12 protein-coding genes are annotated in these 12,664 nt (G+C 57.2%); 8 read left to right on the top strand and 4 right to left on the bottom strand.

The window, feature by feature from the left end:
* Nucleotides 1–27 precede the first annotated feature (27 nt).
* Entirely contained in the window at nt 28–585 is a 558-nt protein-coding gene (locus tag D3791_RS04640; protein WP_022876724.1) for a TetR/AcrR family transcriptional regulator, read from the top strand.
* Nucleotides 586–598: 13 nt separating this feature from the next.
* Complete coding sequence (locus tag D3791_RS04635) at nt 599–1,855, top strand: MFS transporter (protein WP_022876725.1); 1,257 nt, start codon at nt 599–601, stop codon at nt 1,853–1,855.
* 5 nt (nt 1,856–1,860) lie between these two features.
* Here the strand turns inward: D3791_RS04635 and D3791_RS04630 are convergent, their stop codons facing one another.
* Both D3791_RS04630 and D3791_RS04625 read right to left on the bottom strand, forming a co-directional pair.
* Complete coding sequence (locus tag D3791_RS04630; RefSeq protein ID WP_022876726.1) at nt 1,861–2,517, bottom strand: trimeric intracellular cation channel family protein; 657 nt, start codon at nt 2,515–2,517, stop codon at nt 1,861–1,863.
* A 62-nt stretch (nt 2,518–2,579) separates the two neighbouring features.
* Nucleotides 2,580–3,122, bottom strand: a complete 543-nt coding sequence (locus tag D3791_RS04625) for a DUF1697 domain-containing protein (RefSeq protein WP_172511412.1) — start codon at nt 3,120–3,122, stop codon at nt 2,580–2,582.
* 71 nt (nt 3,123–3,193) lie between these two features.
* On the opposite strand from D3791_RS04625, the gene D3791_RS04620 reads away from it, so the two are divergent.
* Complete coding sequence (locus D3791_RS04620; RefSeq protein ID WP_172511411.1) at nt 3,194–5,143, top strand: S9 family peptidase; 1,950 nt, start codon at nt 3,194–3,196, stop codon at nt 5,141–5,143.
* Nucleotides 5,144–5,155: 12 nt separating this feature from the next.
* On the opposite strand, the gene D3791_RS04615 is transcribed toward D3791_RS04620, so the two are convergent.
* Both D3791_RS04615 and D3791_RS04610 read right to left on the bottom strand, forming a co-directional pair.
* Entirely contained in the window at nt 5,156–5,557 is a 402-nt protein-coding gene (locus D3791_RS04615; RefSeq protein ID WP_172511410.1) for an RNA-binding S4 domain-containing protein, read from the bottom strand.
* 40 nt (nt 5,558–5,597) lie between these two features.
* Nucleotides 5,598–5,954 (bottom strand): hypothetical protein, encoded by a 357-nt coding sequence (locus tag D3791_RS04610; protein ID WP_172511409.1) that lies wholly within the window; start codon nt 5,952–5,954, stop codon nt 5,598–5,600.
* A gap of 93 nt (nt 5,955–6,047) precedes the next feature.
* Between D3791_RS04610 and D3791_RS04605 the strand changes: the two genes are divergently transcribed.
* From D3791_RS04605 to D3791_RS04585, 5 genes are all read left to right on the top strand, one after another.
* The gene (locus tag D3791_RS04605) at nt 6,048–8,453 is read left to right on the top strand and encodes a Tex family protein (protein ID WP_172511408.1); all 2,406 of its coding nucleotides are present in this window, start codon (nt 6,048–6,050) and stop codon (nt 8,451–8,453) included.
* Between the two features lie 145 nt (nt 8,454–8,598).
* Complete coding sequence (locus D3791_RS04600; protein WP_022876732.1) at nt 8,599–9,099, top strand: ferritin; 501 nt, start codon at nt 8,599–8,601, stop codon at nt 9,097–9,099.
* A gap of 200 nt (nt 9,100–9,299) precedes the next feature.
* Nucleotides 9,300–9,911 carry an SH3 domain-containing protein gene (locus D3791_RS04595; protein ID WP_022876733.1) on the top strand — a complete coding sequence of 204 codons (612 nt, stop codon included), beginning with the start codon at nt 9,300–9,302 and terminating at the stop codon, nt 9,909–9,911.
* Nucleotides 9,912–10,137: 226 nt separating this feature from the next.
* A complete protein-coding gene (locus D3791_RS04590) occupies nt 10,138–11,607 on the top strand; it encodes a sugar transferase (protein ID WP_172511407.1) in 1,470 nt (489 codons plus the stop codon).
* A gap of 471 nt (nt 11,608–12,078) precedes the next feature.
* Entirely contained in the window at nt 12,079–12,627 is a 549-nt protein-coding gene (locus tag D3791_RS04585) for a hypothetical protein (protein WP_172511406.1), read from the top strand.
* Nucleotides 12,628–12,664 lie beyond the last annotated feature (37 nt).

Raw genomic sequence — 12,664 nt, 5'->3', positions numbered from 1 at the left:
GATCACCACCTAATGGAACGGAGAGCCATGGCCCGCCCACCTGCTGCCCGCGGCAAAGTGCTGGACGCTTACATCTCGCTATTGTGTGAAGAAGGGGAGCGTGCAGCCACGCTCGATGCCACCGCAGCACGCGCCGGAGTCTCGAAGGGTGGCCTGCTCTATCACTTCGCTTCCAAGGATGCCTTGGCCGATGCCGTTATCGAAGCCGCCGAAGTGCATATCGCCAGGGACGTGGAAGCCATGTGCAGCGCGACCGAAGGCGGCGCCGCCTACTTCATCCGCACCAGTGCAGAAGCCGATACGGAGCTGGACCGCCACTTGGTGGCCCTGCACCGGCTGGCCCAGGCAGGTGTTAAGAATGCCACCGAGAAAATTGAAAACACCAATGAGCGTTGGTACCGGGGAATTCTTGATGATGTAGGAAGCAAGGACCTGGCACATCTGGTCATGCTCACCGGCGAGGGGCTCTATGCCGAGCTCTCTCTTCCGGGCACGTGGTACCAGCGTAATTTTGATGGTGAGCTCGATCGGTTACTACAGTTGGTCTCGAACCTAAAAAAGTTGGGGAATCTCAACGAACACTGAGCAGGAAGATTCAATGACGAAAGACAGCGTTGCTACCCCCATCCGCGGACGGATAGGAGCGCTTCTGGGCATCCTGCTGTTGGCCCTATCCCTGCGAGCCGCCGTGGTCTCGGTGTCGCCCTTGCTGGCCCGCATTGAAGCCGACATTCCTTTTACGGAGTTCACCACAGGCCTCTTGGCCATGCTCGCTCCGATCGCCTTTGCGGTCTTCGGCTTGCTCACCCCGCGCCTGATCAAATCCTTTGGCCTGGAAAAGACCCTGATCATTTCGCTCGCGCTGGCCGTGGTGGGCCAGCTGGCCCGGGTCTTCATGCCCGAGGTGTATTCGTTCCTGGCCTTGTCCATCGTCACCCTCGCCGGCTACGGCATGGGCAACGTGGTGCTGCCGCCATTGGTGAAGAAATATTTCCCCGAGAGAATTGGCTTGGTCACCAGCGGCTACGTCACGATGCTGGCCATCGGCACCTGGATGGCACCGCAGTTCTCCGTGCCCCTGGCCAACCTGAGCAACTGGAAGATCTCCATCGGCTCCTGGGCCGTGCTCTCCGGCGTCGTATTGATCCCGTGGATGGTGCAGCTATTTGCTGATCGCGGTGTCACCCGCGCGGAACACCCGGTGAACGCCAACGGGGTCGCGCATCCCATTGCCAAGATCAACCCTTGGAAGTCCAAGGTCGCCTGGGGCTTGGCCATCTACCTGGCAGGCAACTCGGCACAAACCTACGTGTACTTCACCTGGCTGCCGCCCTACCTGCAAAACCGCGGTCTGGACGAACTGGCCGCAGGCAATATGCTCGCCCTGTTCGCCATCCTCGGATTGCCCGTGAGCCTGCTGGTTCCGCTGTGGGTTCCCCGGCTGAAGAATCCGATCATCGCAGTGCTGATTTTCACCGCCTGCTGGATCACCGGACACCTGGGCATCTTCCTGTCGCCAACCCACAACACCGCCCTGTGGGTCTGCGCCGCAGGCCTGGGCCAGGGAACTTTCGCGATCGCGCTGCTGATGATGAACCTGCGTTCACGCACTACCTACGGCTCCGGCGTGCTCTCCGGCTTCGCCCAGGGCCTGGGCTATGCCGGTGCTGCCATCGTGCCGATGCTCTTCGGCGTGGTGCAGAAAGCCACGGACTCCTGGGGCGCGGCCTTTTCCATGTTGGCTGGCTGCGTAGTGGTCATGCTCATCGGCGCGGTCATCATCAACTCGCCGCGCACCATCGAGGATGATTCGCCCAATACCGAAGACCTCGGCAAGCTCGAACGCATCGACTAGGCGGTTCAGAAGTGGCGCTGCGGCCCATCGGGAGCCGGCGGGTTCTGCTTGGCGCGATGCCAGTGGCCAGCAGCCAGCGGCACCGACCAGCCGAACCGCAGCGACAGCACGCGAATGAGGAATGCGAGGCCGGCGATCCCGGCGCCCAGCCCAACACTCATGAATCCCGCATGCCAAGCGATAACCGTCAGCCCGGAGCCCACCATGGCAGCTAGCGCGTAGATATCGCGCGGGTTGAACAAATCCGGAGTCACGTTGGAAATGACGTCTCGCATCAAACCTCCGCCAACACTGGTGATCACTCCCAGCAGCACCGCGGTCACTGGATTGAACTGATGTTCCAGGGCTTTCATTGTTCCCGTGACACAAAACAGTCCGAGTCCGGCAGCATCAAATAGCTGGACGAGTCGATGCAATTTCTGGACTGCGGGCGTGAACGCGTAAACGCACAGGGCTGCCAAAACCGGCGGGACAAAGTAGATGGGGTGTTCAAAGGTCGCGGGCGATTCATTAAGAATCAAATCGCGGACCACGCCGCCGCCCAAGCCGCACACGCCTCCCAAGAAGGCGGACCCCAGGATATCGAATCCTCGGCGGGCCGCCATCAAGGATCCCGCCACGGCAAAGAAGAAGATACCGACGAGTTCAATCAGGATGTACATTCCAGTGCCTCAAGCAGGTCGGCGAAGTGTGGTCAATGCCCAATTATTACCCGAAGTGACAGCTAGCGAAGAATCTTCGCGATTCTGAGCATGGTGTTGTGGTTGCGTGTGGTCAGCACCCGCCGCTTGGCCTGGGCCTGCACCAGTTTTGCGACCCCATTGGTGGTGCTGGTCCCTTTGGCAACGATCCACTGCACCGCCCGCCCGGTGACCAGGTACGGGTACGGCTCATCCAGGCCAGCTATTGCCTGCCCGAGTTCCCGGGCGTCCAGCGCGCTGGCGCACAGGGTGAGATATCCATGGTGCTGCTCCACCGGTTCAGGCAATGGCAAACCAAAGGGCTGCGCCAGTTCATCGATCTCCTGCTGGGTGAAAACCAGGGTGGGGATATCCCGCTGGTAGTGCTCACGCAGCAGCTCATTGCATTGCTCTTGGACTACCAAGGGATCATCAACCGTGGAGTTGAGGACTGCATTTCCGCTGGCCAGCAGCGTGGTGACCTCGCTGAATCCGCCCTGCTCAAGCAGCTGCGTGAGGTCCTTCATCAGGACCTTCACACCACCGACATTCACGCCTCGAAGAAAGACGGCGTATTTGTTCATCATTTATCCCAACTCTTCTGAATCATTCTTCGGGAGGGTCGTTCTCGAACTCAAAGATCGCTAGGATCAAGAATATGCCTATGCACTTGCCTTTCGGATCCTGGCCCTCATCAATCACCGCTCAAGACGTAGCAGCAGGGACAAAGCCACTGGGAGGTGCCTGCTTCTATCAAGACCATGTCATTGTCCAAGAAGGACGGCCAGCCGAAGGCGGGCGCATCACGCTCGTGGAATACGGCACCGATGGCCAGCAGGGCAAGGAACTGATCCCTGCCCCGTACAACGTGCGCTCGCGCGTCCACGAATACGGCGGCTCCAGCTGGAAGCTCATCGATGAAGTCACCGGCCAGATCATTTTCGCTAACTTCGCTGACCAGCGCGTGTACACGGTGAATATCGGCCAAGGCGAGCCAACCCCGGTGACTCCCGAAAGCACCGTTGAGGGCGACCCGAAATTGCGCTTCGCGGATTTCACCCGCGGCCCCGAAGGCAGCGTGCTGGCCATCATGGAAGACCTGCGTGGAGAACCCGTACGTCATATTGTGCAGATCCCGCTCGATGGCAGTGCGGCCCAAGATGCGGCCAATATCCGGATCCTGAGTGAAGCGGCACGCTTCGTGGCGGCCCCGCGGTTGAACCCCGGCGGAAACAAGCTGTCCTGGATCAGCTGGGAACATCCGAATATGCCGTGGGACTCCACCTTCCTGCACTTGGCTGAATTCACCGACACCGGGATCCTGGCGAGCAAGTTCATTGCCGGCGGCGCAGAAGAATCAGTGATGCAGCCAGAATGGCTGGATGATGACCGGCTGGCCTTCATCTCCGATGCCAGTGGCTGGTGGAATCCATACGTATACCAAGACGAATCATCCCGCACCACCCGCCTGGCGGACCGCCCTGCGGAATTCGCCGGACCCCTGTGGCAGGTCGGCACCAGCTGGTACCTGGTGGAAAACCCCCACACCCTGCTGTGCTCCTACGGAACAGGGACGACCTCATTGGCCCGAGTCCATTCAGACACCGGGGGACTGGATGATCTCGACTTGCCTTTCACCCGGGTCCGGCCATTTGCCATCAACAACGACTGGCTGTTGGCAGGGACCTCGTCGATGACCCACGGCGAAGAGATCACCCTGATCAATCTCGAGACCCTCGAACACCACGCAGTGACCCGGTCCATTAGCGACCTGCCGGACCCTGCCATGCTTCCATCGGTCGAGGAATTCGAGTGCAAGAACCTCGCCGGGCAGTCAGTGCACGCCCTGCTCTATCGTCCAGCCCAGCACGGTTACGCCGGGTTGGAAGATGAACTGCCGCCGTTCGTTACCTTTGTCCATGGCGGGCCGACAAGCCAGGCTTCTGCAACGCTGAGCGCCACGGTGGCCTACTACACCTCGCGCGGCATTGGAGTAGTGGATGTGAACTACGGCGGTTCCACAGGCTACGGCCGCGAGTACCGCAACCGCCTGCGTGGAGCATGGGGCGTCGTGGACGTCTCCGATACCGTGGCAGTCATCAACGCCCTGATTGCCCAGAAGATCGCTGACCCTGCACGCATTGGCATCGAAGGCGGCAGCGCCGGCGGCTGGACCGTGCTATGCGCGTTGACCTTCTCCGATGTCTTCACCGCCGGCATCAGCCGCTACGGTGTCTCGGATCTGGTTGGACTGGTCCAGGACACCCACGACTTCGAATCCCAGTACATGTTCTCCCTGGTTGGCCCATACCCCGAGGCAGCTGATCTCTACGAGAAGCGCGCCCCGATCAACCACGTTTCAAAGATCTCCTGCCCGGTACTGCTATTGCAGGGAGATGAGGACAAGGTGGTGCCACCGGCCCAATCCCAGGTGGTCGCTGATGCGCTCGCCGAACGCGGAATCGCCCATGCGTACATTCTTTTTGAAGGCGAACAGCATGGCTTCAGGAAGTCGGAAAATATCGTGCGGGCGCTGGAAAGCTCTCTGGCGTTCTATGCGCAGATCTTCGGCTTCGAGACGGACGTACCCGCTATCGAGCTGTCCTAGGACGCGGGGGAACTACAGATCGGTATCCGAACCCTGCCAGGAGGTGCGCAGGCGATCCATTTCGCGGCGGTCCTTCTTGGTGGGGCGCCCGGCGCCGCGTTCGCGCACCGGTACCTGCGGAATGATGACTCGTTCGCGAGGTGGCGTATGGTCCAAATAGCATTTGGTGGCTACCGGCGCTGAGACGCGTTTGGAAAGAAGCCCGGTCACTTCCAGATCCCGGTCAAAACCGTCCTTGCGGACACGGATGCGGTCACCGGCAACAACGGTCTGTGACGCCTTGACCGGATCACCATTCAAACGCACATGTCCGGCGCGGCAGGCAGCCGTTGCCGAGGAGCGCGTTTTATAAATTCGCACGGACCATAACCAGGCATCAAGCCGGACCTTGCCGCTGGTAGGAATTTCAACCATGTGAAAAGTCTAGAACACCCCAATGGTGGCCAGACTCCTATTAGTTCTCTTCCGCGGTAGCTTTGTCGCAGGATTCCTTGAGGCGGTCCTGCAAAGCGACGGGAGCCTGGTCACCGGAGTCGGCCAGATCATTGAGTACCTGAACCATCTCGTCAGGCAGTCCACCGCCGTCAACGGATTTCACGATGGAAGACAGAACGCGAAGCTCGCTAGAATCAATGGTGCCATCCTGCACTGGAGCGCAGGCCTGGCGGACGATTTCCTTGCTGGCTGCATCGGTGAGCTGGTTGGCCGCATTCGACGCAGTATCCTGGACGACCGAGCATCCGGCGCTCAGTAGCGCCACCGATGTGATTGCAAACAGCGTTGCTGCTTTTCGAACTTTAACTTTCCCCATGGAACTAAATCCTAACCATTAATGATGAATTTCTGCTGAACGCCAACCGAGTCGATCATCTGAACTTCGCAGCCCGTGAGGCACAATGGATCGGTGAGTAGCGAGCAGAAGAACACCGCCAATGACCGTGCCAGCCAAGAGCGGATTATCGCCCAGCTGGCCCAGGAACTTTCCACTGAATCCAAGGTCGCCACATGGCAGATCAAGGCAGCAGTAGAACTGCTCGACTCGGGATCAACGGTTCCGTTCATCGCTCGTTATCGCAAAGAAGCCACTGGCATGCTCAGCGACAGCCAGCTGCGCTTGCTGGAAGAACGCCTGCGCTACCTTCGCGAATTGGAAGAGCGCCGGGCTGTCATCCTCGAAGCCATTATCGAGGCCGGCAAGCTGACTGATCAGCTCTCCGCCGCCATCGCGGCAGCCAGAACCAAGGCCGAACTTGAAGACATCTACCTGCCCTTCAAATCCAAGCGGCGCACCAAGGCGCAGATTGCCCGCGAAGCAGGACTGGAACCACTGGCCGATCTACTGCTTTCCACCCCGGACACCGACCCGCTTCAGTCAGCATCCGGTTACCTCAATGCCGAGGCAGGATTCGCCACCGAATCAGACGTGCTCTCCGGGGCACGCTCCATCGTGACCGAACGCGTCTCCCAGGATGTCGTGCTCGCAGGCGAGCTCCGCGAACGGTTGTGGAGCAACGGCAAGATCAGCGCCAGCGTTTCCAGCACTGCCAGCGCCGAGGGCCAAGGCAAGTACTCCGACTACCTCGACTATGTGGCCAACCTGGACCGCCTGCCATCGCACCGCGTTCTCGCGCTGCTTCGAGGCGAACGCGAAGGCGTGCTGAACCTGCAGCTGGCTGAAGCAGATCCCCGCGACGAGGAAGCCTTGGCCCAGGCGCGCCAGGGCTATGAAAACGCGATTACCGCATCCTTGGGGCTGAATGTTCCTGCCGGAGCGGCAACAGCTTCCTGGATTTCCCAAACCGTTCGTTTGGCATGGAAAGCTCGATTGCTCACCCGTTTCGAATCAGACCTGCGCTCACGGCTTTTTGAAGCAGCGGAAGACGAATCGGTGAAGATCTTCGCAGCAAACCTGCGCGATGTCCTGCTGGCCGCGCCGGCGGGCAACAAGGCAGTTCTTGGCCTGGACCCTGGCCTGCGCACCGGCGTGAAGGTAGCGGTTGTAGATCTGACTGGAAAGTCGGTTGAGACCGCCACGATTTATCCGCACGCCCCAGCCAAGAAGTGGGATGAGTCAGTAGCGATCTTGGTGCAGTTGGCCAAGAAGCATGGAACAACGCTCATCGCCGTTGGCAACGGCACCGCGGGACGCGAGACCGACCGTCTGGCTGCCGAAGTCATCAAGGTCCTTGGCGGTCAGGGCATCAGCAAGGTCATTGTCTCAGAGGCAGGGGCGTCCGTGTACTCTGCATCCGAGCTGGCCAGCCAAGAACTTCCGGACATGGATGTGTCGCTGCGTGGTGCGGTGTCGATTGCCCGCCGACTTCAAGATCCATTGGCAGAGCTGGTCAAGATTGATCCGAAGTCCATCGGCGTTGGCCAGTACCAGCACGACGTAACCGCTTCGAAGCTGGACCGCGCTCTGGATGCCGTGGTGGAGGACTGTGTGAACGCCGTAGGCGTTGATGTTAATACTGCATCTCCCGCATTGCTTGCCCGCGTCGCTGGTGTTGGTCCGCTGTTGAGCCGAAATATTGTTGACCACCGCAATGCCAACGGACCCTTCGCAACGCGCAAGGACCTGTTGAAGGTGCCACGTTTGGGAGCGAAGGCTTTTGAACAGTGTGCTGGCTTCCTGAGGATCACTGGCGGCAAGGAAAAGCTGGATGCTTCTTCGGTTCACCCGGAAGCCTATGCTCTGGCGAAAACCCTGCAACAGACCGCTGAGGAACATGGTCGCCGGCTGGAGGAACTGAAGCCCCAGGACTTTGTGACCGACCAATTCGGCGAGCCAACCATCCGTGACGTGATTTCTGAATTGCGCCGTCCTGCACGAGATCCACGCGGTGAGTTTGTCACCGCCTCGCTGAAGGAAGGCGTGGAAACCATCAGCGACGTCAAGCCGGGCATGATACTGGAAGGCACTGTCTCCAATGTTGCGGCATTTGGCGCATTTGTTGATCTGGGTGTCCACCAGGACGGGCTGATTCACGTCTCCGCGATGAGCACCAAGTTCATCTCTGACCCGCGTGAAGTGGTCAGCTCAGGGCAAATCGTCAAGGTCAAGGTCTTGGAAGTAGACACTGCGCGCAAGCGCATTTCATTGACCTTGCGTTTGGATGATGAATTGCCGGTGGCAGGTGAACAACCTGCCAAGGGCGGTGCCTCGCGTGAACGACGGAACTCCAATGGCGGGGGAGCCGGCGCGCGTGCTGGGCAGAACCGCAAGCAAGGTGGAGCGGAACGCAAGCCGGCGGCTCCTGGAAATACCGCTATGGCTGAGGCGCTACGTCGTGCTGGGCTGAGCCGGTAGATTGCGGCTGGTTCGGTTTACCTAACCTTCTTTAGCATCGGCTAGGTTAACCTGCAGTCAACGTGGGATGATTCCCTAATTCGGGTTGGACTAAGTGTGTCCAAACTTCGGTGACAAGTTGGCAAAAGAGTCCTAGTCTAAAGACATGGAACTTACAGGAAAACTGGCAGAAGCTTTCAGCACCCAGGTAACTCTCGAACTAACCGCAGCGACGGTGTACCGTCAGCTGGCAGTTGAAATGGAGGTCATGAGCCTTCCCGGCATCGCTGGCTGGTTCCGTGCGCAAGCTGGCGAGGAAATCGTCCACGCGGAAAAGTTCATCACCCACATGACCGACCGTTCGGCTCACCCGAAGATTGGCGAGCAGCCGGCGCCAGAAGTGAACGTCAAGAACGTCGCTGACGCTTTTGCCGCTTCGCTTGCTCACGAGCAGAAAGTCTCCGAAGCAATTCGCGAGCTGTACCGTCTGGCTCAGACCGAAGGGGACATCGACTCCCTTCCATTGCTGCACTGGTTCATCGATGAGCAGATTGAAGAAGAGGCAACCGTCTCCGAAATCCTGGATCGCGTGAAGCTGATTGGCAACGACGGAAGCGGCCTGCTGCGCCTGGATGCAGAGCTCGGCTCGCGTTCTTCCGACGACTAATAGACAACGAAGCACGCATCTTCTAAAAATGGAATAAACTTAGGGAAGCAACCGGTGGTTGCTTCCCTAAGTTTTTTATTGAGGTGGTCGTGAACCAAGTGGGCTTACCACAAAAATCGGCATTAACGTCGTCTGTAACCCTTACACACCGGACGACTGCCTCGCTCAAACTGCGCAAAGGCGCAGGCCGGCACTATGTAGTGCAGAGCAACCTCGCCCACGGTACCGAACTTGCCCTCATTGAAGTCAACGGCTCATGGGCGCATGTGTTCGTTCATGGCACCTATGGATGGCTGCCGAATATCTACTTGGAACCGATTCCTGCCGTCTTCGACGAGCCGGTCGTTGCCGCCGAGGAAGACGAATACGCTGAGCCAGTGCTCTCGCGCTATTCGCTGATCGAAGCCACGCACGTTACGACGGCTACGCTCAACCTGCGCAAGGGCAGCGGAACCGGCTACCCGGTGCTCAAGGTCATCGACCAGGGCAGCAAGGTCCGTTCCATGCTCCAGCAGGGCCTATGGTCGCAGGTCCAGGCTGGCAAGCTCTTGGGCTGGGTCCCGAGCATGTACCTTCAGGAAATCCCAGCTCGTCCGGCCCGCGGTGGTTTGATTGCCGTGCCCAACCAGCGCGCGCTGACCACCATCCGGCTCAATGCCCGTCGCGGTCCAGGGGACCACTATTCGCTGGTGCGAATCCTTCCGGCCGATACTGCTGTGGTGATTGTGGCGCGCCAGGGCGCGTGGCGGCAGATTGACCGTGATGGCGAAGAAATGTGGATCCCCGCAAGTCAGTTGCGGACGGTTTACTAGAAGTAATTAGGACGTTTCGACGTCGTGATGTAGCATTTTCTTCACTTTTCTGTGAACGGCGTATTGGCCGCTCGCATTCCTCAACCTCGTGTTCAAAAAACACTTTTTTGGCGATAAACTAAACCATAATCATTGAATTACCATCGAATTCATGTGGGCCGTACGAACTAATTGTCACTCGCTAGTACGGCTTTTGGGGGACTGATGACAGGAAAAGTGAATTTTAATGGCGGCTGTTGAGGTTAACGGTCAAACTGAAGAACGGCGCAGGTGGTTTGCGGGTCTTCCAAGACTCGTTGGAATCCTTGATGCTGTGGCTATTTTCGCGGCAATGTTAGCGGCACAATTGGGTCGTTTCGGTACGGAACTGGATGCCGAACTTGTAGGCTCCTCGATTGATCCGAACTATTGGGTCGTTTCCATTGTTATCGGCATTGCCTGGTGGATTTCCGTTGGAAGCTCCGGAAGCCGAGATATCCGCGTTGTGGGAACGGGACTCTCGGAATATAAATCGGTGACGTTGAGCACGATTTATTTATTTGGAGGCGTGGCTATAGTCTCCTATGCACTGCGGGTCAGTACAGCGCGTGGTTATGTGGGAATCGCGTTGCCCGCAGGCATCTTGTTCTTGGTATTTTCGAGATGGATACTCAGTAGGTGGGTCCGACGCAACCGGACCCAAGGACGTTTCCGAAGAAACGTGTTGATCATGGGCTCGCCGAGCGCTGTGGAGCATCTGCACGAACGGTTAGAGAGCACGCCCGAGGCCGGATACCGATCAGCAATGGCAATTTTGCCGGGGTTCAGCTTGACCTCGCCTTCAGGAAGTGAACTTCCTATCCCCGTGGTGTCAGTAGCGACCGAAGTAGAAGATATCGTTCGCTCGATTGATAACCACGATGTTGACGTGGTTGCGATCTCCGCCGGTTCGAATATAAAGCCGCGAAAGATTCGCGAGCTTGGGTGGGAGCTACAGTCAAGAAGTATTTCGATGATTCTCGCGCCGGCGCTTACAGACATTGCGGGGCCTAGGATTCATACGCAACCTATCGCTGGATTGCCCTTGATACATGTGTCGACTCCGAAGCTTGTTGGAATCCAAGCTGCCATGAAACGTGCTTTCGACGTTATTGGAGCAACGTTTGCGTTGCTGGTTCTTTCGCCTGTTTTCCTGATTACTGCAATCGCGATTAAATTGGATTCTCCTGGGCCGGTTTTCTATCGTCAACAACGTGTCGGCATTCGAGGCAATGTCTTCCACATGTATAAGTTCCGTTCGATGGTTACCAACGCGGATGAACTCCTTGGCGAGCTAACTCCAGATTCCACCGGAAACGGGGTGCTCTTCAAGATGAAAACTGATCCACGTGTGACCAAAGTTGGCAGGTTCATTCGCAGATACAGTATTGATGAACTGCCTCAGCTATGGAATGTCATTAGGGGAGAAATGAGCATGGTGGGTCCTCGTCCGCCACTCAAATCAGAGGTTGATCAATACGAGCGCTACGTAGAACGACGTTTGCTTGTCATGCCAGGAATTACAGGTCTGTGGCAAGTCAGCGGTAGGTCTGACCTTGAATGGGAAGAAAGTGTCCGATTAGATCTGTACTACGTGGAGAACTGGTCATTGATTCAGGACCTGACGATTCTCTCCCGCACGATCAAAGCCGTATTCACGAGTTCAGGTGCCTACTAGTAATTAGCAGGTTCGGTAATTTACTGGTTTGTGCCTTATCGCCGTTCCTGACGACATAGTCGTAGGGCACAGAATGGGCAATCCTATTCGCTTGACAGCCGCGCAGCCCTTTATTGCAGCATGGTTTGTGGGCATGAGTGGAACAATATTTACAGCGATGAGGCACACGGTTGTAACCAATTGGGCTGAAGCTAGAAACCCTTATCCCGTAGTTGATGCTGAAGGGAAGCCCGAATCGCTTTCTTGACGACAATTTTCGGACGCTATAGACGCATGGCCAATACGTTCCCGGGTACATTCTGATCGATCAAAATGAAACAGTTGTGTAACACAGAATGACCTACTCGGTAGTAATGAGAAATCTTGATTGGACCGTAGAATGAAGCAAAATTCGTGTGATATTCTCGAATTGATCATTCGCTCCTTTGCCACATTTTGGGCAGAGTCATTTGCTTTGAAAGGTAATTTTCTATGTCCAAAGACAATGGAAACAATGTTGGTGTAGCTCGTCGTTCAGTCGTCAAGGGTGCTGCTTGGGCAGCTCCAGTTGTTGCCGCTGCTGTGGCAATTCCGAGCGTCTCGGCATCTGTCGTCGAGACTGTTGATCTGGCTCCAGCTTTGAGTGGTCCAATCAATCTTTCCTTGAATGTGCTCGGTCTTCCGGTTGCAAGCATCACCGCGTTAAACACCTTGACCATCACCAATCTGGGCACAGTTGCATCTACCGGCACTGAAACCGCCACTTTGGTCTACAACCCATCGCTGTTGACCATTAATACTCTGAACCTTGGCGTTGCCGTTGCTGGCTCTGAGGGCAACTATGTGTTTACTTTGCCTGTCATCCAGCCGGGCGCTTCGCTTACCATCAACCTTGGTACGACCCTGAACTCGTTGCTCAACCTGAACCTGCTTAACAACCTGATTGCCGGCGGGTCTCAGACGATGTCATCAACCGTTTCGGGCGATACCGTAACCGACAACAACACTGTTTCTGAAATTGTGGGCATCTCGATTCTGTAAGACTTTTTTGGAAGAATGGCTTGAGAATCCTTAACGA

The organism is Glutamicibacter mishrai (genome assembly GCF_012221945.1).
Classification (GTDB): Bacteria; Actinomycetota; Actinomycetes; order Actinomycetales; family Micrococcaceae; genus Glutamicibacter; species Glutamicibacter mishrai.
Note: the sequence above shows the minus strand (reverse complement) of the source record. Positions and strands in the feature narration are given on the sequence as shown.

Coding starts and splice junctions, on each gene's coding strand:
- D3791_RS04615 (WP_172511410.1), bottom strand. CDS start 5,557: ATGGTTGAAATTCCTACCAGCGGCAAGGTCCGGCTTGATGCCTGGTTA.
- D3791_RS04610 (WP_172511409.1), bottom strand. CDS start 5,954: ATGGGGAAAGTTAAAGTTCGAAAAGCAGCAACGCTGTTTGCAATCACA.
- D3791_RS04585 (WP_172511406.1), top strand. CDS start 12,079: ATGTCCAAAGACAATGGAAACAATGTTGGTGTAGCTCGTCGTTCAGTC.
- D3791_RS04620 (WP_172511411.1), top strand. CDS start 3,194: ATGCCTATGCACTTGCCTTTCGGATCCTGGCCCTCATCAATCACCGCT.
- D3791_RS04590 (WP_172511407.1), top strand. CDS start 10,138: ATGGCGGCTGTTGAGGTTAACGGTCAAACTGAAGAACGGCGCAGGTGG.
- D3791_RS04635 (WP_022876725.1), top strand. CDS start 599: ATGACGAAAGACAGCGTTGCTACCCCCATCCGCGGACGGATAGGAGCG.
- D3791_RS04600 (WP_022876732.1), top strand. CDS start 8,599: ATGGAACTTACAGGAAAACTGGCAGAAGCTTTCAGCACCCAGGTAACT.
- D3791_RS04625 (WP_172511412.1), bottom strand. CDS start 3,122: ATGATGAACAAATACGCCGTCTTTCTTCGAGGCGTGAATGTCGGTGGT.
- D3791_RS04640 (WP_022876724.1), top strand. CDS start 28: ATGGCCCGCCCACCTGCTGCCCGCGGCAAAGTGCTGGACGCTTACATC.
- D3791_RS04630 (WP_022876726.1), bottom strand. CDS start 2,517: ATGTACATCCTGATTGAACTCGTCGGTATCTTCTTCTTTGCCGTGGCG.